Here is a 19,089-nt window from a genome sequence, read left to right as displayed (position 1 = left end):
TCAAGGGCAGCGGACGTGCTGGAGGTATCAGGTGGGCGAGCCCCGAACGGTTGCGCTGGATGAGGCGATGATGCGTGCGGACCCGCGCCAGCAGCGCAAGTTCGATGCCCTCCGCCACAGTCGCCACTTCTCGGAGGTAGTGGAGGCCAACCGGGCCTACCTGGCGACGGCCGTCCCCGACGCAGGGGCCAAGGAGTTGGAGCACTGGTCCCTGTCCTGCCTGCCGAACTCGGGATCCCGCCGGCTCTCCGCGATCAGCATGGCCCGCATGGAGACGTTCGTGTTGCTGAAACCCGAGCAGGGCGGCGACAACGCGGCGAAGGCGTTTGTGATCGCGCGGCGCTCCTTGCTCGACAGTCAGCTGTTATCTGACGGACGGGTCAGAGGAAAGATCAAGGGCTTGACCTGGTCGACCTCTCGGAGATACGTCACCGCGGGCGCCGACCAGGTGCGGATCAACGGGCGCTACGACGATCTGATCGCGGCCCTGGCACAGGAACACCTGGCTGCGGCTGCCGGCAAGCTCGCCAAGGATCTGCTGGTACACCGCGTTTCGTACGCCCGACACCACAACTACCAACTTGCCGATCGCGTGCTTGGTAGAGCCTCCTGACCCAGGCTCGCCACCTGCTGTTCCCCCGGACCGCGCCGGACATAGAGTGGTGAGCCGGTCGATCTTTCGGGGAGGCGACGGGAATGCCGGAAGGGCTGCGGTCGGCGCTGCTGCTGCGTACCTGCCTGGAGGTGCTGCGCGACGTCGGTGAACCGACGCACGGCCGGGAGGTCCTCCGACAGGTGAGCGACCGGGTCGACCTGAGTCCGGAAGAACAGGCACCAGGGGGGAGTGGCGCGCCTCGCTGGACGGTGCACGTCCGGTTTCTTAGCGGCGATGCGGCGACGATCGGCTGGGTCGTCAAACAGAACTACCTGTGGTGGATCACCGAGGCCGGTCTGGCGGCCCTCGATCGGTGCGCCACGGCCGAAGAGCTGCACGCCGAGTTTCGGCAACGCAGAGCGGAGGTCAGCCGGAGTCGGAAGCAGGCGAGCAGGAAGTTCTCTGGCTCGCTCAACACCATCGTGGAGGCGTTGTCGGGCCTGCCGGCCGGCATGTGGACTTCGCATGAGGACCTCGCTGAGCTGGTCGGTGGCAACCCGGAGGAGATTGCCCACCTGTTGGCGAAGGAGCCTGTGCCGAACGCCCACCGAGTACTCCGGGCGACGGGTGAGGTGCCCCAGCCGATGCACCAGCACTTCAAGTACCGGGGAGCTGACCTGACTGAGAAGCTCGGTCAGGAAGGCGTCGAGTTTGTCGCCGATCGAGCCGTTCCAGAGCAGCGAATCACCGCCGACATCCTGCGAGACCTGACGAAGGACGGCGCATCCCCAGGCACCCGACGGGCCTGGCTGGTCCGAGGCAGCAACGTCGACGGTGTGGACGTGGTGCCGGAGTGGCTGGCCGGCGGGTGGGTCTCGCTCGCTGCGTCCCAGCTCCCCGAAACCGGTCCCGAGGTCGACCCGCAGCGCCTGCAACAGTTGGTGGCCGACTCGTACCGGCACAAGAGCTATTCGGTCCGGGAAAAGCTGGTCGGCCAGTTCAACGCCTTCCTACGGCTGATGCGGGAGGGAGACTTCCTACTCACCGTGCACCGCGGCGACGTACACCTCGGGGTGGTCGACGGGCCGCCGACCTTTGTCGCGTCACCGGACCACCGGTCCAACCTGCGCCGGCCGGTCCGCTGGCTCAGCACCCGGCAGCCGATCGACCTGGCGCAGCTTCCGGCGCCGCTGCCGACCCTGATCCAGAGTCAGGACGACGTGGTCGACCTGACCGACGGCCTGGACGCGCTGGAGCGGCTCTACGCGCCGCTGCTCGCGGAGGCGCCACCGGCCGCGCCCGCAGCCGAAGCACGGCTCGGCGAGGTCACCGACGAGTTTGCCGAGGAACTGCTGACCGATCCCGACTGGCTCCGTGAACTACGCGACCTGCTCGCCGAGCGGCGGCAGGTCATCCTGTACGGACCGCCGGGCACCGGCAAAACCTATCTCGCGCATCGGCTGGCCGGCCGGCTGACCGAGTCGCACGCCGTCAAGCTGATCCAGTTCCATCCGTCCTACACCTACGAGGACTTCTTCGAGGGCTTCCGGCCGGAGAGCGGCGAGGACGGGACGTTGCGCTTCAAGCTGACCTCCGGACCGTTGCGCAAGCTGGCCGACGACGCCCGGGAGCACCCCTCCACCCCGTACATCCTTATCATCGACGAGATCAACCGAGGCAACCTGGCCAAGGTCTTCGGGGAGCTGTACTTCCTGCTCGAATACCGCGACCAGCGCATCAGTCTGCAGTATTCGGCCGAGGACTTCACCCTGCCGGCCAACCTCTACCTCGTCGGCACGATGAACACCGCCGACCGCTCGATCGCCCCGGTCGACGCGGCGATGCGGCGGCGGTTTGCCTTCGTCGAGCTGCACCCGTCCCGACCGCCGGTCTCCGGGCTGCTGCGCCGCTGGCTGGATGCTCGTGCTTATCCGTCGGAAGCGGCCGACCTGCTCGACGCGCTCAACGCCCGGCTGGCCGATGCCGACCACGCGATCGGCCCTTCCTTTCTGATGCGCGATTCGGTGTACAACACGACACACGGGCTGGAGCGTGTCTGGCGGCACGACATCCTGCCGCTGTTGACCGAGCACCACTACGCCGACGAGCTCGACGTGGCCGCGCACTACGGGCTCGACGCGCTGCGGTCCGCGGGGCCCGATCCCGTACCCGAATCGTGACCACGATCGTCCGGCTGCGGGAGAGCGACCGTGCCCGTCCGGTACGGCTGACCGGGGAGCAGGCCCGACGGCTCGCGGCAGCCGGCGTCGTCGAGGTGCGCCCCGGAGCCGGCGCCGGCACCTGGCTGCTTCGGTCGGACCGGACCGTCGGCGCCGCCCGAATCGGCGATGTCGAGCTGTACGTCGAGCCGAAGCTCCCGGTCGGCAACCTCCTCTTTCTGCTCGGCTACGCCCGTGATCCGAAGGGTTGGCGAAAGCACCGCGTGCCGGCTACCGACGCTGATGGTCTGATGCCGGCGCTTGCCGACGCACTGTGGCGGCAAATCGACCAGGCAATCCGGCCTGGGCTCCCTCAGGGCTACCGCACCACCGAGGCCACCTCCACTGTCTTGCGCGGCCGCATCCGCGAGACGCGGCAGCTCGGCCGCTGGCCGGGTCGCCCCGTGCCACTGGAAATCCGGTACGACGAGTTCACCGCGGACATTCCGGAGAACCGGATCCTTGCCGGCGCGGTCGAGCGGATGCTCCGGGTACCCGGCATCCGTCCGGAGTCCCGACGCATGCTGCGGCACCTGTCGGCCGTCTTCGCCGAGGTCAGTCCGCTCTGGCCTGGTCAGCCGACGCCGGCCTGGATCCCGACTCGGACCAACACCCGGCTCTGGCCGGCGCTGAGGCTGGCCGAGCTGGTGCTGTCCGGAAGGTCGATCGACGTCCGGACCGGTCACGTGGCAGTCAACGGACTCCTGATCGACCTGGCCACGCTCTTCGAGGAGTTCGTCACAGCCTCCCTGCGGGCCGCGCTACAGTCCCGGTTCGGCGGTCTGCTGATCGCCCAGGCCAACGGCCACCTGGACCACGGCCGGCGGATCGCGGTGCGTCCTGACCTGGTCTGGAAGAAGAACGGCCGAGTGATCGCAGTCGCCGACGCCAAGTACAAGCGGCATACCCCGACAGCGGACATGTACCAGATGTTGGCCTACTGCACGGCGTACGGGCTGCCTCGGGGACACCTGGTCTACGCGGCCGGTGGCACGCCGTCACGACACGTCGTACGCAACGCGGGTACCGAGATCGTCTGTCACTTCCTCGATCTCGGCCGGGCACCCGCCGACCTTCTCACCGAGGTCAACCGGTTGGCCGAGGAGATCGCACGAACGGAGACCACAATGGCCTCGTCGATTCGCTAGGGTGGCGGGACGTCGTATCACCGAGCGTTGCCGGGGAATCACCAAATGGATCTTATCCTCCGTGGCTGGACGAAGAAGTTCCAGCAAGACCATGACCTGCACAAGCTCAACGAGGCCGAGGCGTTTGAGGCGTTCGCCGGATACTGCGTGCTCAGCAGTTGCTACGAGGACGAGTTCAACCCCGACCAGTTCCGGATGGGCGCCGGCGGCGACCTCGGCATCGACGTGGCGGCCCTGGTTGTCAACGGTGACCTGGTCTCCGACGTCGCTGACGTGCGAGAGGCCGTGGGCAAGGCCAAACAGCTCGACGTGCACTTCGTCGTCGTGCAGGCGAAGACGAGCCCCAAGTTCGAGAGCAAGGTCTTCACCGATCTCGCCGACAATCTGGTGCAAATCTTCACGGCCGAGAAGATGACCTACCAGGCATCGGCCGACGTGCTGAACTTTCGGGCCTGCGTGGAGGCGGTCTACGCCGACCCCAGCAAGCTCACCCAGACCCTGCCCCGGCTCTCGGTGGCGTATGCGTCGTCGGGCAGACCCGGCGACGCCCATGTCGAGGCCAAGCGCGTCGCGGCGGAAAAGCGGCTGGTGGAGACGCTGCTGTTTGATCACGTCGACGTACGCGCGATCGGCGTACAGGAGCTGCGCGAGCTCTACAAGCGGGCGACTCAGACGGTGGCAGCGAATTTCACCATGCCCAAGCGGATCGCCCTGCCGAAGACCCCAGGTGTCGATCAGGCGTTCCTCGGCGTCCTTCCCGCCCGGGAGCTCGTCGAGCGCGTGTTGACCGACTCGACGGGAGGCATCCGTAAAACGCTGTTCTACGAGAACGTCCGGGACTTCCAGGGCGACAACCCAGTCAACCTCGAAATCCGTGAGTCACTCCGCGACGACCAGCGCCGGGACCGGTTCGTGGTGCTCAACAACGGGGTGACCGTGGTGGCCCGCCAGGTGACCCCGGTCGGCGACGACATCAACATCCGCGACTTCCAGATCGTCAACGGCTGCCAGACCTGCCACGTCCTCTTCGAGGAAAAGGACGCGCTCACCGACGACGTACACGTCACAGTCCGGTTGATCGAGTCCCGGGACGAGGACGTGATCGGCGGAGTGATCGCCGCGACCAACCGGCAGACAGCAGTGACCGACGACGACCTCGCTGCCCGGGAACACTTCCACAAGGAGCTCGAAGACTTCTTTGCGGCCGAGACCGGACCTCGGCAACTCTTCTACGAGCGCCGCTCCCGCCAGTACGCCGACCAGCAGAACGTCATCAAGAACCGGGTGATCAGCCGGAGCCAGCTCACCAAGGCGTACGCGGCGATGTTCCTCGGCGAGCCGGCCCGGGCCAGCCGCTATGTCGAACTCAAGGCGGCCCGGAAAGACGACCTCTTCCAGCCTGGACAGCAGCCTCTGGTCTACTACACAGCCGCCTCCACCTACTACCGGGTGGAATGGCTTTTCCGGAACCGTCGCATCGACCGCTGGTACGGCCCGGCGCGGTATCACCTGCTGGCCGGGGTCCGCTACCGGTTGCTCGGTGACCGGCAGTTGCCCACCCAGCCCAAGGCCGCCGCAGCAGAATGCAAGGAAATCCTCGACAAAATGTGGAGTCCGGTCGCCGCGGAAGACCTGGTGAGTCAGCTACTGGTCGCAGTCGACGCGGCCTCGACAGCGGCCAGCAAGGGAGCGCCGCTCAGCGATGCGGTCCGAACCCAGCGGTTCGCCGATCACTTCCGGCGCGAGGTGCTGGGTACGAGCTGACCGGCCATCGATTGGTTAGGGTGCTGCGGTGAGTAGTGCGTACCTCGTCGTCCTCGGAGAACGGGACGCGATCCGATGGGTACTGGCGGAGCAGCGGATGGCGTTCCCCGCCACGCAGCGCACCGAGGTGACTGCCCTCACCCCAGACGACCGACTGCTGCTCTACGCGACCCGGGGGGCCTGGCACAACCCGACCCGGGACCGGGGGCGCCTGATCGGCACCGCCACCGTCACGGGTCCGGTACGTAGGCTCGACCCGCCGGTGGAGATCGCCGAGCGTGCGTTCCACTCCGGATGCCGGCTGGCGATCGACGGCGTCGTGCCCTACCCGGGCGGGCTGGAATTGCAGCCTCTCGTCACACGGCTGGCGGCCTTCCCGAAGCCACACGCCTGGAGCATCTACCTGCGCCGGCCCCTGCTCCGGCTCACCGACGACGATTACACGCTTCTGGAGCGCGAACTACATCCCCTGCTCACGACCCGGGGTCTCGGTCTGTCAACGTACCCGTCAACGAAGGTGGCAGCAGGGAACTAGGCTCGCCGACCCAGCCGAGCCAGAGACCGTCCCGGGCCCTGGTCATCGCGACGAACAGCTGGCGGCGCAGCAAGGCGAGTTGCTCGTTGTGGGTCTCGATGTCGGTGCCGCGCGGCCGGCGTTCCCGAAGGCTGGCGGGATCGAGCCGAGGCAGGAAGACCTGCTTGAACTCCAGCCCCTTGGCACGTTGGTAGGTGCCCACCTTGACCAGGCTGCTCGGTGAGCCGTCGTAGTCCTTAAGTTGCTGGGTCGGCAGGCCGAGCGAATCGATCAGTTCGGCGTACCGGTCCACCAACGAATTGGTCGGCACCAGCACGGCGAGATCACCGATGTCGGTACCGCCGCCGATGGCCGATTCGATCGCGGCGGCAAGGGCGAGGTCATGCTCCTCCTCGGTCGGACTTCCAGCGATGCTCGGAGGAGAGCCGGAACGCACCACCTCGACAGTCCGGAGCCCTGACTCGGCCTCCTGGCCGCCGTCGTCGAATTTGTGGTCCCGCATCAGGTTCTGCGCAGCGGCGTATACCTCGCGGGTGTTCCGGTAGTTGCGGTTCAGCACGTGCGACCGGCCCCGGACGTTGATGCCGAGCGAGCCGAGGTTGAACCCACCGGGATAGATCGCCTGTTGCCCGTCGCCAACCAGCAGCAGCCCGTTGGGACGGTCGCCGACGAGGGCGTAGAGCAGCCGGAGCGCCGCGTCGGTCAAATCCTGCGCCTCGTCCACGATGACGGCGTCGTACTCCGGGGGATTGTCGGCTACGAGGGTGTACGCCCTGAGCAGCGCGTCGGTGAAGTCAGCTATGCCACGCCGCGCCAGCTCAGCGGCGTACTCCTCGGCAAGCCGCCACACCTCGCGGCGCAAGTCGACGGCCAGCGGCGTGCCCCGGCCGTTGCGCTCCAGCCCGAGGTAGGTGTCAAGACTTGGCAGCGCTCGTCCCCGGATGACCCAGTCCACTTCCTCCTGTAGGTAAGCGCTGGTCAGGCCGGCCTTGCGTAGTGGGCTGCCATGCGGGGTCATCCGATCACAGGCGGCTTTCCACGCGTTGCGGGCTGCCCCAGGGTCGATTCGCACCGCAGCCCCGTTGCGGTGTAGATAGCGGTACGCCCATCGGTGCACGCTGGAAAACTCGACGTTTCCCCGCACCTCCGGAGCGAACCGGGCGAAGATTTGCTCGTACACCTCGGGAAGGTTGCGGACGTACGTCGTGACCAGCACCCGCCGGCCCAACCTCGCGAGCTCGCGGGCGCGGTGCAGAGCCACCACCGTCTTTCCAGTCCCGGCTGCTCCCCGGATCCGCGCTGGTCCCTTATAGACACGCCCGACCAGATCCTGCTGAGCGGGATCGAGATAGACCATCCAGTCCTCAATGGGCCTGGTTAGCACTTCCGCGAGCTGATCGGCCGGCACGTGTACGAACTCCCGGCTCGCTGTCGGCACATCCAGGGCATGGGCGATCTCCGGGTCGGGTGGCATCGTCGGCTCAACCGTCAGCGGCGACTCGTCCGGCTCCTCCGACGCTGTCAAGACAGAGCCGTCGGCGGTGCCGTACATCGCCAGGTTCATCGCGACTTGCCATGCCTCCGACCGCATTCGGCCGTCCAGCGCGGTGAGGTCATCGTCTGAGTTGAGCCCGCGCAGAATCGGAATTTCCTGCTGCTGAAAGCCGAACGCCGCCAGTTCGACGTCGTTCCAAGCCATGAACAGGCGCCCCTCTTCGGCACGCCTCTGCTGGTATGGCACCCGGTCGCCGCTCCCAGGGTCTTCGTCGATCACTCGAAGAATGTTCTGGCTATCGTCGATTTCCAGTCGCAGGCGCTCCGCGCGGCGATAGACCGCGTCGTGCTCGCCGAAGAGGAGGAGGACGATGACCTGGCCAACCTGACGCCAAATCAGACGGTGGCCGTGGTTCGTGACGTACGACGTGTAGGTGCCGGGCTGTGCTCGCTTGACCGCGTGGGTCTGCAAGCGAGGATTGCCGAACGGCTTTATGGCGAGTTCGGTAAGGGTCTGGGACAGCGCTGCGAGAACCCCTGGACGGTGGAGATACCGATCTATGCAGTCCTTGAAAGTCGGAGTGTACCGGTGGTCGTACATCCAGCCCTCGATCCCTCCCGACAGCGTGTACTGCGAGCCTAGCGAGGTCAGCAACCCAAGCGCTGGCCCTACCAGGTTGGCCCGGAAAGAGACGGCGTCGGCCGGTGGGACCGGTCGGTTACGGGCGGACACGGACCTGGTGAGCACGGCCAGCATCAGAACGGTGAGCACTTTGTTGACGATGACCAGGGGATGTCCGGTTGGGCGTACCGCCGGGACGAGGGCCGCCGGTTCAGCTGAGCACCGGTGTTAGGAAGGGCCCCTTCCTCTACAGAATGCGATAAGAAGGGGCCCTTCCTTACACCCGGGGGGCTCGGACCGGGACGACCAGCGGGCCGTGCTCGCCGTCGATCACCCGTACCCGGGCCTGGTAGTGCGTCGACAGCAGCTCGGCGGTGAGGACGTCCCGGGGCGGTCCGGCGGCGACCACCCGGCCACCGGCCATCAGCACCAGCCGGTCGGCGTACTCGCCGGCGACGGAGAGGTCGTGCATGGTGGCCAGCACGGTCAGGCCGTCGTCGCGGCGCAGCTGGTCGATCAGCTCCAGCACCTCCTGCTGGTGCCCGATGTCCAGCGCGCTGGTCGGCTCGTCGAGCAGCAGCAGCGGGGCGCCCTGGGCCAGTGCCCGGGCCAGGAAGACCCGCTGCCGCTCACCGCCGGAGAGGGTCACCAGTGGCCGGGCGGCGAACCGGGACAGCTCCAACCGGTCGAGTACGTCGTGCACCGCCGCCAGGTCTGCCGCCGACTCCCGCCCCAGCGGCGGGATGTACGGGGTGCGGCCGAGCAGCACGTAGTCGAGGACCGCCATGCCGGCCGGTACGACCGGCGACTGGGCCACCGTCGCCACGATCCGGGCCCGCTCCCGGCGGGTCAGTCGGGGCAGTGGCGTACCGAAGAGGCTGACCGATCCGGAGTCGGCCGGCAGTAGTCCGCCGACCGCCCGGAGCAGGGTCGACTTGCCGGCGCCGTTCGGGCCGATCACCGTGACCCACTCCCCGGTGGCGACCGACAGGTCGACCCCGGCCAGGATCGGCGCGCCGCCGAGGGTGATCCGCAGCCCGTCCGCCTCGACGGCCGGCGCGGTGCGCGGTTCCCCGGCCGACGGCGGTGGCGGGATCCTGGTCACCGCGGCTCTCCGGTGACGGTGGGCGGCTGGTGGGCGCTCACAGCGGCACCCGTCGGGTGGTCCGCAGCACCAGCGCGAAGAACGGGCCGCCGAGCAGCGCGGTGACCACCCCGATCGGAATCTCGGCCGGGGCGGCGACGGTCCGGGCGGCCAGGTCGGTGAGGCTGAGGAAGGCGGCGCCGAAGAGCACCGACAGCGGCAGGATCGCCCGGTAGCTCGCGCCGGCGAGCATCCGTACGGTGTGCGGGACGATGATCCCGACGAACCCGATCAGCCCGGAGACGGAGACGGCGGCGGCGGTGCCGAGCGAGGCGGCGGCGACCAGCAGCAGCCGGGACCGCTGCGGGTGCAACCCGAGGCTGCTCGCCTCGTCGTCGCCGACCGCGAGTACGTCGAGTTCCCGGCGGTGCAGCAGCACGATGACGGTGGTGACCACCGCGTACGGCAGCAGCACGAGTACGTCGTGCCAGCCGGCGGTGGCGAGCCGCCCCAGCATCCACGAGTAGACCTCCTGGATGCTCTCCGCGTTGCGTTGCAACAGGTACGTCTGGCCGGCGGCGAGGAAGGCGGAGACCGCGACCCCGGCCAGGATCAGGGTGGCCGCCGAGCGGTCCCGTCCCCCGGCGGCACCGAGCAGGTACGTCAGCAGCACCGCGCCGAGCGCTCCGACAAACGCGGCCAGCGGCACGGTGACCGGCAGCCCGACGGTGATGTCGGCGCCGGTGACGCTCCGGGTGACGATGACCACGGTGACCGCGAGACCGGCCCCGGCCGCCACTCCGAGCAGGTGCGGGTCGGCCAACGGATTCCGGAAGACTCCCTGGTAGCAGCCGCCGGCCAGGGCCAGCATCCCGCCGACGAGGAGCCCGAGCACCACCCGGGGCAGCCGCAGCTCGGTGATGATGGCGATCTCCCGCTCGTTCAGCCCGCTGTGCAGGTGTACGCCGGGGACGAGGTTGAGCAGTTCGATCGCCACGCTGCCGGGTGGCAGGCTGACCGGTCCGAAGGCGATGCCGGCGATCGCGGCGACCACGACGGCGGCGAACCCGACGACGAGCCAGCGACGCCGCAGTCCCGCCGGCCGGGCCTGCCGTACATCCCGGGTGCCCCGGCCCTGTCGGGCGGGGTGCCCGGGATGTACGGCCGCGCGTGCTGTGCTCAAGCGGGGACCTTGGCCACCGCGTCCACGATCGCCCGGAGCAGGTCGACGACCCGGGGACCCCACCGGGAGGCGACGTCGTCGTCGAGGGCGACGATCTGGTTGTTCTTCACCGCCGTCACCCCGGCCCAGCCCTTGCGGGCCTTGACCGTGTCGGCGGACTGCTGGCAGCACTTGGTGTCGGCGAGGAAGACCAGGTCCGGGTTGGCCTGGATGATGGCCTCCTCGGAGAGCTGCGGGTAGCCGCCCTTCGCGCCGTCGGCGTCGGCCGGGTCGGCGATGTTCTGCAGCCCGACCATGGTGAACAGCGACCCGACGAAGGTCTTGCTGGTCGCCGAGTAGTACTCCGGGCCGAGTTCGTAGAAGTACGTCAGCTTCGTCGACCGCTGCGGCAGGTCGGCGGTGAGCTTCGTGATGTCGGCCTTCATCCGGGTGACCACGTCGGCCGCCTCGTCGGGGTGCCCGGTCAACGTGCCCAGTTCGGTGATCTGCCTGTACGAGTCGTCCAGCGTCGTCGCGGCCGGCGCCAGGTAGTGCGGGATCTTGAGCTGGCTGAGCTGGTCGACGATCTTGTTGAGGTCGTTGGTCAGCACCACCAGGTCGGGCTGCTTGGCGGCGATCGCCTCGGCGTTCGGGGTGAACGCCGACAGCTCGCTCTTCGGCGCCCCGGCCGGGAAGTTGGAGTTGTCGTCGACGGCGGTGACCTGCGGGCCCGCCCCGATCGCGAAGAGCATCTCGGTGGCGCTCGGTCCGAGCACCACGATCTTCTCCGGGCGCTTGTCGAGGGTGAGCGACCCCACCGTGACCGGGAAGCTTGCGGCGGAGCCGCTCTGCCCGGTGGCCGGCGGCTCGGCGCTGTTGTCGGCGCAGGCGCCGAGCGCCAGCGCCGCCGTGGCCAGCAACGCGGCGAAGATCCTGGGCGTACGTCTCATCGGTCCTCCTGTCGGTCGAGGTTCTGGTGCTCCGCCGACAGGGGCCGATCCGCCCCGTCCGCGGGGCGCCCTTCCTCGAAGGCGCAATCCGCGACCGCACCGCAGGCGACCTGGCTCATCCTCGACACAGCCGGGCGTGGGCACACACGGGTGGGAGGCATCACAGTTGCGGGACAGCGCCGGTTTCGCACCGGCTTCGCTGCGGGGTGGTCGGGGGAAACCGTAGCGCATCGACCCGGTCACCCGACACCGACCGTACCGCCGTTTCGGGGCATTGCCGCTGATCACAGCCGCCGTCGACGCCCAGCGCCCCGGGCGGCTGGGCGGCCCGGGCCGGGTGCCCCGGCGGCCCGGCCGGGGTGCTCCGGCCGGGCGGACAGCGACGAGCGCCCCCATTGGGCTACCGTCCTGCGATGCGGGTCAGTTGGCGAGGTCTGATCGGGGTCGGCACCGCCCTCGGCGCGGTGGTCTGTTGGGCGATCGGGTTGGCGGTGCTCCAGCACACGACGGAGCCGACCGGTGCCGCCGGGTACGCCGAGAACAACACCTACTGGGTACGCGACCTGCGGATGATGGCGCTGCTGGTGGTCGTACTCGGGTTGCTGCTGGCCGTCGACGGCGCGCGGGCTGCGGTCCTGCCGGTCGGCGCGCTCGGTCTGCTCTGGCTCGCCGCCGACGTGGTGCTGGACCGGACCGACCTGGCCGGCGCGACGGCGGCCACCGGGCTGGCGTTGGTCGGCTGCGCGGTGGTGCTGGCCGTGGTACCGCTGCTCGCCCGCTGGCGGAATCCCGACGGGCCACGACCGGAACCGCGCACCCTGCTCGTCGTCTCCGCGATCGCCGCCGCGACCGCCCCGCTCGCCGCCCGCATGGAGTCGCCGACCGACACCGAGCCGGCTCTCGCGGTGGGTGCGGTGCTGCTCGGCGTGCTGCTGGTCGTGACCGGGGTGGCGGCGGCCCGGGCGGCGGCGCCATCGACCGCTGCCCGGGGTGGAGCGGCTCGCTGGCTCGGTGCCGGTCTGCTGACGGCCGCCGGTGTCGCCGGCGTGGTGTCGATTCGGGCGGTCGGCGTCAGCGCGGAACTCGTACCGATGCTGGTGCTGGTGGCGGCGCTGATCGTCGGAGGTTCGCTGTTGGCGTCCGAGCGGCCGACCGACCGGGCCGACCTGCTTCGGCGGACCGGAGCCCTGGCCGTCGCGGTCGCCGGTTATCCGGTGCTGGTGATGTGCCTGGCGATCCTGCTCATCTTCTCGGTGCCGGTCGGCGGATGGCTCACCGCGCTCGCCGGCAGCCCGCCGGTCAACGCCGCCGACTCGGACACCCTGTACGCCCTGGTCGGGCTGCTCACCGGCCTGGCGCTCAGCGGACTCGTCAGGATCGGTGCCGGCGGTCAGCCGGTACGGAGCTTGCCGTCGACCCGGGGTCGGGGCACCCCGTCGACCGCGACGCAGATGCCGTAGACCCTCGCCCGGCTGGTCCAGCCGTTGACCCGGCCCCGGTTGTTGCTGATCTGGACCCGACCCGTCGTCGCGTCGACCGCCGAGACCAGGTGCAGGTAGACCGTTCCGGCGACCTTGGCCAGGACGATGTCGCCGACCTCGACCCTGGCCGGGTCGACCGGCGCCACCGTCACCCGTTGCCGACTGTGGATCAGCGGCACCATCGAGTTGCCGGACGGCCGGAAGCCCAGTGTGGATCCCGCCGCGACCCGGCCGGCCATCGCGTCCAGGACGCCCATGCCGCCCATCGTGCCGGTCGGGTACGACCGGACGCCACCGGATTGCGCCCCGACCGGCGTACCGTCGACGTCCCTGCCGGTCGTCGGCGACGCGGACCGGCAGGCACGTCGCTCAGCGGCTGGTCACGATCTGCCCGCTCGACGGGTCGAACGGGAACGAGACGTGCTGGTGGATCATCTGCCACCGGCCGTCGCGCCGCTGGAAGATCCGGGTGCCCCGGGACCACGACTCGACCGTCGCGCCGTCCCGTCCGGTCACCCGCATCCGGTTGAGTCCCCAGGTGACCGCCAGGTCACCGCGTACCATCACCTCGAGATCGGGGATGTCCCACCGGAACTCGCCGTCGGCGATGTCGAAGCCGTACTGGCAGACCTCACGGACCGCGCCGGCACCCCGGTAGACCATCGGGGCCGCGTGCTCGTACGACACCACGTCGTCGGCGATCTTTGTCATCACCCCGTTGATGTCCTTGGCGGCGGAGTCCCGGAACCACTCCGCGAACTCCCGACGGATCTCCGCCTCGGCGCCATCGGACGGGTCCGGGGCACCGGCCAGGTGGGCGTCGAGTCTGTCGAAGCAGCTGCGCCATCCTCCGGCGTTGCCGTCCCGCACCGCCGTCGACCGGAAACCGGTCTGCGCGAAGGTCATCTCGGTCTTCCCGCCCTGCTCGGCGAGGACGACCCGGACCAGGGTCTCCGGCCCGGTGTTGCCCTCGGCGTCCTGCTGGGTCAGCGTGAAAACCAGCCGCTCCGGCGGTACGACCTCCCGGATCTCGCCGTACTCCCGGTGCCGGTCGAAGCGCTGCTGCCAGAGCTGTCGGTAGGAGTGCAACCAGTCGTCGATGTCGACCAGCGGTTCCACCCGGATCCGGCTGGGCCGGCGCTGCGCGTCCCGCCCCCGGGAGACCAGGCCGGCCGCCTCCAGCACCGCGACGTGCTTCGACACGGCCCGGGTGGTCATCGCGAACGGCTCGGCCAGTTCCGCGACCGAGGCATCGCCGTCGCGCAGCCGGTCGAGGATCGCCCGCCGGGTCGGATCGGCGAGCGCCGCGAAGGCGGCGCTGAGCGTGTCCCGTGACATTCGGTACCTCCTAGTTCCGGAACTAGTTGGTGCCGTAAGACGCCGTGCTGATCCCCGTCAAGTCCGGACCGCCCCCGCCCCCGCTTCCGGCTGGCCAGCGTCCACCAGCATCGGCCGGCCGGAAGTGCCACCCTCCACGTGACCGGTGCCTGAGAGTCACCGAGGTGACTCTCAGGCACCAGGGCCAGGCGGCAGACACTTCTGCCGCCGTGCCGCCGGACCGCTCGTCAGCGGATCACGAACTGCTGACGGTCACGTTGTCGATCGCGGCCTCGACCAGGCTCGCCCCGGAGGCGTCGGCGGCCTGGACCAGGAGCTGGATCGACTGCCCGGCGTACCCGGAGAGGTTGGCGGTGGCGGTCGTCCAGGCGCCGTCCCGGTCCGACGCCGCCCCGGCCTGGTTGAGCAACTGGGTCGTACCGCCGCTGTGCACCACGCTGACCCGCAGGTAGTCCGCGCTCGACGAGTTCGAGCCGTGCGCGAGGTACCAGGCCAGGGAGAGGGTCAACGTGCCCCCGGCCGGCAGGGTGATCGCCGGGGAGCGGGCACTGGTCACCCCGCCGTCGACGTCGTAGTCACCGGCCGCCGACCCGGCCAGCCGGCCGGTCACCAGGTTGTTGCTGCCGGCGTACGGGGCGAGCTGCTTGGCCCCGCTGGAGGTGGTCGGCTGCGCGGTACCCCGCTCGAAGACCCCGGAGGTGGCGGTGTCGGTGCCCGACGGGTTGACCGTCCAACCGGTCGAGGTTTCGAAGGTGTCCGACCAGACCGTGGTGCCCGGGTTGCCGCCGCCGCAGTACTGGGCCTGCTTGCCGATCGCCCGGTACGGGCAGTCGGCGTACTCGGCGAGCATCAGCACCGCCTCCCGGTTGCGGGAGGTCTGCGCCGGGATCACCTCGTCCGGCGGATAGAAGCCGCCGCCACCGGACGAGCCCGGGTACATCTCGAAGGTGTACGCCCAGATGTTGTGGGTCGCCCACATCCAGTCGATGCTGTCGCCGTCGGTGATGTAGAGGTCGGACGACTGCTGCGGGGTGTAGTTGTTGGTGGCCGCCATCTGCTGGCCGATGGTCCGGAACGTCGCCTCCTGGTCGGCGTTCAGCCCGGGCCCGGTGTTGGCGGTGGTGTAGCCGTACGGCCAGAGCACCAGCTGTGAGTAGGTGTGGAAGTCGATGTTCGCCTTGATCTGCTGGGTGCCGCCGACCACCCGACTGTTGACGAAGTCGCGCAGTCGGGCCGTCTCCGGCGCGGAGAACGCCGACGGGCCACGGTAGGTCTCCGAGGAGGTCGAGCCGGACGAACCGCCGCAGCAGCCCCAGTTGTAGCTCCAGTTTCGGTTCAGGTCCGTGCCGACGTTGGACGAGCCGCTGTTCGGCTGCCGGTTCTTCCGCCAGGAGCGGTACGAGCCGGTGGCGATGTCGTACTCGCTGCCGTCCGGGTTGACGGTCGGCACGATCCAGATCTCCCGGCTGTTGACGATGTTGGTGATCCGGGAGTCCGACCCGTACGAGTCGGTGAAGAGGTTCAGCAGGTAGACCGCCATCTCCACGGTCAGGTGCTCGCGGGCGTGCTGCTGGTGGTTGAACAGGATCTCCGGCTCGTTCTCGTCGACGCCGACGTTGTCGGAGATCTTGATGACCGGAAGGTCGCGCCCCTCGTACGAGGTCCCGATGCTGGACCGGCGGGCGATGCTCGGATGGTCCGCCACCACCTGGTTGATCACCGCGTTCAGTTCGGCGTAGTTGTGGTACGCCGAGTCGGCCGCCGGGAAGTCGAGCAGTCCCACGTCGTCGTGCGTGTGGGTCCGGTCCGGCGGCGCCGGTACGGCCTCCACCTGGAAGCCGAGCGCGGTGATCGCCTTCACCTCGGCCTCGGTGGCGGTCACGTGCAGCACCCCGTGCTCCACGTAGTCGATCGCGGTGCCGGTGCGGGCGACCGCGTCCCGGTCGGCCCAGGTACGCGGGCCGAGCACCCGGTACTCGGCGGATGCGGCCGGTTCCCCGGCAGGGGCGGCCATCTCGGCCCGTGGGTCGGCGGCGACCGGTCCGGTCGACGCGATCAGGGCGAGTACGACAGCGCCGGCGAGCGCCGCCGTCCGACGCCGCAGCCTGGTCAGGGCGGTGGTACCCGGTAGGGGGGTCGGGGTGCGGAGGGGCATGCAAACCTCCTGGGGGTGTGGAGGATCCCGCTGGATAGTCCACACTGCACCATCCGGCCCATGGTCATATCAATATCGATCTTTCTGATTTCCATCCCAGCCTCTCCCTCATCCCGGCAAAGATTTTCTTGCCGCCATCCTCTGGCGAAAGTTCTCGACGGGCGCGATAGTGGCCACAGGACCCGACCTTCGTCCCCGCGGAGCATCGATGGCCATACCCCCGAACCCGATCAGCCGGCGTACCTTCACCTTCGCCGGCCTCAGCAGCCTCGCCCTGCTCAGCACGGCGGCACCGGCCCAGGCCGGCACCGTGCGACACGGCCACACCACGCACGGCGGGCCGCGACCGGTCGTACCCGACGAGCAGATCACCTTCCACGAGTGGTCCCGCCACCCCGACTGGCGGCGCGGCACCCACCACGGCACGGTCGCGATCCCCGGCCGCCGACCCGGGATCACCCTCCGACGCGCGGCCGGCACGGTCGACTATCCCGACCCGCACACCGGGACCACCCGGACCTGGTCGTACGCCACCTGGACCTCGCCGGTCACCCCGATCGGCTTCGACGCCAGCGAACTGGTCGCGTCGTGGAACGCCGAAACCCCGGCCGGCACCTGGATCCAGATCGAGATGCAGGGCACCTACAACACCGGTGACCAGACCCCCTGGTACGTACTGGGCCGCTGGGCCTCCGGCGACCAGGACATCCGCCGGACCAGCGTCGACCGGCAGGGCGACCCCTGGTCGACGATCTGGACCGACACGTTCTCGATCGACGACGTCGCGAACGGGGTGCTGCTGCGGGCGTACCAACTGCGACTGACCCTGTACCGCGCGCCGGACGCCCCCCGCGCCCCGACGGTCACCCTGCTCGGGGCGATGAGTTCCCTGGTGCCGGACCGGTTCACCGTCACACCGAGCGCCGGTCGGATCGCCTGGGGCCGGGAACTCGCCGTCCCCACCTACTCACAGAACATTCACGCCGGCCACTACCCCGAGTACGACGGCGGCGGGCAGGCGTGGTGCTCCCCGACCTCGACCACCATGGTGCTGGAGTACTGGGGCCGACGCCCGTCGGCCGAGGAGACCGCCTGGGTCGACCCCGACTACCCCGACCCGGCGGTCAACCACGCCGCCCGGATGACCTACGACTACGCGTACGAGGGCTGCGGGAACTGGCCGTTCAACACCGCGTACGCCGCCTCGTACGGGCTGGACGCGAAGGTGACCCGGCTGCACTCGCTGGACGAGGTGGAGCACTTCATCAACGCCGGGATCCCGGTGGTGACCAGCCAGTCGTTCCTGGCCGAGGAACTCGACGGCGCCAACTACGGCACCTCGGGGCACCTGTTCGTGGTGGTCGGCTTCACCCGCGACGGCGACGTGGTGGTCAACGACCCGGCGTCGAGCAGCAACGACGTGGTCCGCAACGTCTACCGCCGAGACCAGTTCGAGCAGATCTGGCTACGGACCAAGCGCTACAACGCCAGCGGCGGCGTCTCCGGCGGATCGGGCGGGATCGCGTACCTGATCAAACCGCCGGGAAGGCACTGGCCGAGGGTGCCCGGCTCGACGAACTGGTGAGTCCCCGACCACGGTGAGACCTCCTGGGGAGGAGGACACCGGCTCCGTACCCGGTCAACGACGCCCGGGAACGGGGCCGGTGTTCCGGTCGGACCCGGCCCGGTCAACGCCCCGGACGCGGCGCCTCAGCGTACGTCGTTCGGCCTGTCCGTCGGCTTGTCGACACCGGCCGGCTGGTCCTCGCCGGCCAGTGCGGCGCGCAGCCGCTCCTTCTCGGTCCGGCGCCGCTCCGACGCACCGGCCAACTGCTGCGCCATCTGGTCACGCCAGCCCCGGAGCAGGAAGAACGACAGCGCGGCGGAGAACGCCACGGCCAGCATGAGCTTGAGGAAGAGGTTCATCTCGACCGGCCAGAGCGCCAGGGCGACCACCACGAACAGGCCGATCCGACCCAGCGTGTACTTCACCGCGGGACTCATGTCTGCCACTCCGATCAGCTCGTCCGCTCAGCTCGTCCGGCCGGCGAGCCACCGTACGCCGGCGAACCAGATCAACCCGTACGCCATGGCGAAGACGGCGGCGGCCAGTCCGCCCGAGACCAGGGCCGGGGCTCCGGCGGCCAGCCCGGCCGCCAGCAGCCCGGCGGTGATCCCGACGGCGGCGGCGACCAGGGCCGCCGCGACCCGGGCCGGACCGAACTTCCAGGCCCGGAACTCCTCGACGAAGACCCAGGCCGGCAGGATCACGGCCAGCCACCCGCTCGCCTGCCCGGAGTGCCCCAGACCGATCAGGGCGAAGGTCCAGTCGAAGACCAGCAGGGCCAGCACCCCGACGACCACCCCGGCCAGGACCAGCCCGAGCAGGTCGGCGAGGACGACGATCCGCCCCTGGTCGTCGCGCCGGGGAAAGGAGGGGGTTCGTTCGTGCTGCTCGCTCATGACCAGTCGAGCGTACGTGAGCCGACGCGGAACGGCCCGCGCCGGGCCGACCGGTTTCCGCGGGTACCTCCGCCGGGTC

General features: G+C 69.5%; 16 protein-coding genes and 1 riboswitch. Of the genes, 7 read left to right on the top strand and 9 right to left on the bottom strand.

From position 1 onward, the window contains the following. The first annotated feature begins 31 nt into the window (after positions 1-31). The 5 genes from V1633_RS22090 to V1633_RS22070 all read left to right on the top strand — a co-directional run bounded on the left by V1633_RS22090 (position 32) and on the right by V1633_RS22070 (position 6,261). Entirely contained in the window at positions 32-613 is a 582-nt protein-coding gene (locus V1633_RS22090; RefSeq protein ID WP_331216287.1) for a hypothetical protein, read from the top strand. Between the two features lie 83 nt (positions 614-696). Then, complete coding sequence (locus V1633_RS22085) at positions 697-2,775, top strand: AAA family ATPase (RefSeq protein ID WP_331216286.1); 2,079 nt, start codon at positions 697-699, stop codon at positions 2,773-2,775. Then, positions 2,772-3,962 (top strand): McrC family protein, encoded by a 1,191-nt coding sequence (locus V1633_RS22080; protein ID WP_331216285.1) that lies wholly within the window; start codon positions 2,772-2,774, stop codon positions 3,960-3,962. The genes V1633_RS22085 and V1633_RS22080 overlap by 4 nt, the downstream gene beginning before the upstream one ends. A gap of 27 nt (positions 3,963-3,989) precedes the next feature. Further along, positions 3,990-5,726: an AIPR family protein gene (locus tag V1633_RS22075; protein ID WP_331216284.1), complete on the top strand. Its 1,737-nt coding sequence runs from the start codon at positions 3,990-3,992 to the stop codon at positions 5,724-5,726. Between the two features lie 28 nt (positions 5,727-5,754). Next, complete coding sequence (locus V1633_RS22070; RefSeq protein WP_331216283.1) at positions 5,755-6,261, top strand: hypothetical protein; 507 nt, start codon at positions 5,755-5,757, stop codon at positions 6,259-6,261. On the opposite strand, the gene V1633_RS22065 is transcribed toward V1633_RS22070, so the two are convergent. The 4 genes from V1633_RS22065 to V1633_RS22050 form a co-directional block, all read right to left on the bottom strand. Then, entirely contained in the window at positions 6,200-8,527 is a 2,328-nt protein-coding gene (locus V1633_RS22065) for a UvrD-helicase domain-containing protein (protein WP_331216282.1), read from the bottom strand. The genes V1633_RS22070 and V1633_RS22065 overlap by 62 nt on opposite strands. Positions 8,528-8,654: 127 nt before the next feature. After that, entirely contained in the window at positions 8,655-9,473 is an 819-nt protein-coding gene (locus V1633_RS22060; RefSeq protein ID WP_331216373.1) for an ABC transporter ATP-binding protein, read from the bottom strand. A gap of 46 nt (positions 9,474-9,519) precedes the next feature. Continuing rightward, a complete protein-coding gene (locus V1633_RS22055; protein WP_331216372.1) occupies positions 9,520-10,554 on the bottom strand; it encodes a FecCD family ABC transporter permease in 1,035 nt (344 codons plus the stop codon). Positions 10,555-10,640: 86 nt separating this feature from the next. Further along, complete coding sequence (locus V1633_RS22050) at positions 10,641-11,573, bottom strand: ABC transporter substrate-binding protein (protein WP_331216281.1); 933 nt, start codon at positions 11,571-11,573, stop codon at positions 10,641-10,643. A 109-nt stretch (positions 11,574-11,682) separates the two neighbouring features. Further along, positions 11,683-11,768, bottom strand: a riboswitch (cobalamin riboswitch). Positions 11,769-11,986: 218 nt separating this feature from the next. Between V1633_RS22050 and V1633_RS22045 the strand changes: the two genes are divergently transcribed. Next, positions 11,987-13,033: a hypothetical protein gene (locus V1633_RS22045; RefSeq protein WP_331216280.1), complete on the top strand. Its 1,047-nt coding sequence runs from the start codon at positions 11,987-11,989 to the stop codon at positions 13,031-13,033. On the opposite strand, the gene V1633_RS22040 is transcribed toward V1633_RS22045, so the two are convergent. The 3 genes from V1633_RS22040 to V1633_RS22025 form a co-directional block, all read right to left on the bottom strand. Continuing rightward, positions 12,964-13,311, bottom strand: coding sequence for a hypothetical protein (locus V1633_RS22040; protein ID WP_331216279.1), 348 nt, complete (start codon positions 13,309-13,311; stop codon positions 12,964-12,966). The genes V1633_RS22045 and V1633_RS22040 overlap by 70 nt on opposite strands. 112 nt (positions 13,312-13,423) lie before the next feature. Continuing rightward, positions 13,424-14,392: a metalloregulator ArsR/SmtB family transcription factor gene (locus V1633_RS37040; protein ID WP_407952079.1), complete on the bottom strand. Its 969-nt coding sequence runs from the start codon at positions 14,390-14,392 to the stop codon at positions 13,424-13,426. Positions 14,393-14,627: 235 nt separating this feature from the next. Then, positions 14,628-16,547, bottom strand: a complete 1,920-nt coding sequence (locus V1633_RS22025) for a M14 family zinc carboxypeptidase (protein ID WP_407952078.1) — start codon at positions 16,545-16,547, stop codon at positions 14,628-14,630. A 208-nt stretch (positions 16,548-16,755) separates the two neighbouring features. Here V1633_RS22025 and V1633_RS22020 point away from each other — a divergent pair, with 208 nt between their 5' ends. Continuing rightward, positions 16,756-18,132: a C39 family peptidase gene (locus tag V1633_RS22020; RefSeq protein WP_331216278.1), complete on the top strand. Its 1,377-nt coding sequence runs from the start codon at positions 16,756-16,758 to the stop codon at positions 18,130-18,132. Between the two features lie 125 nt (positions 18,133-18,257). Here the strand turns inward: V1633_RS22020 and V1633_RS22015 are convergent, their stop codons facing one another. After that, positions 18,258-18,551 (bottom strand): DUF4229 domain-containing protein, encoded by a 294-nt coding sequence (locus tag V1633_RS22015; RefSeq protein WP_331216277.1) that lies wholly within the window; start codon positions 18,549-18,551, stop codon positions 18,258-18,260. Between the two features lie 27 nt (positions 18,552-18,578). After that, a complete protein-coding gene (locus V1633_RS22010; RefSeq protein ID WP_331216276.1) occupies positions 18,579-19,010 on the bottom strand; it encodes a hypothetical protein in 432 nt (143 codons plus the stop codon). Positions 19,011-19,089 lie beyond the last annotated feature (79 nt).

This window comes from Plantactinospora sonchi (assembly GCF_036422035.1).
GTDB lineage: Bacteria > Actinomycetota > Actinomycetes > Mycobacteriales > Micromonosporaceae > Plantactinospora > Plantactinospora sonchi.
The sequence above is the reverse complement of the archived record's forward strand: the minus strand, read 5'-3'. Positions and strand labels throughout refer to the sequence as shown.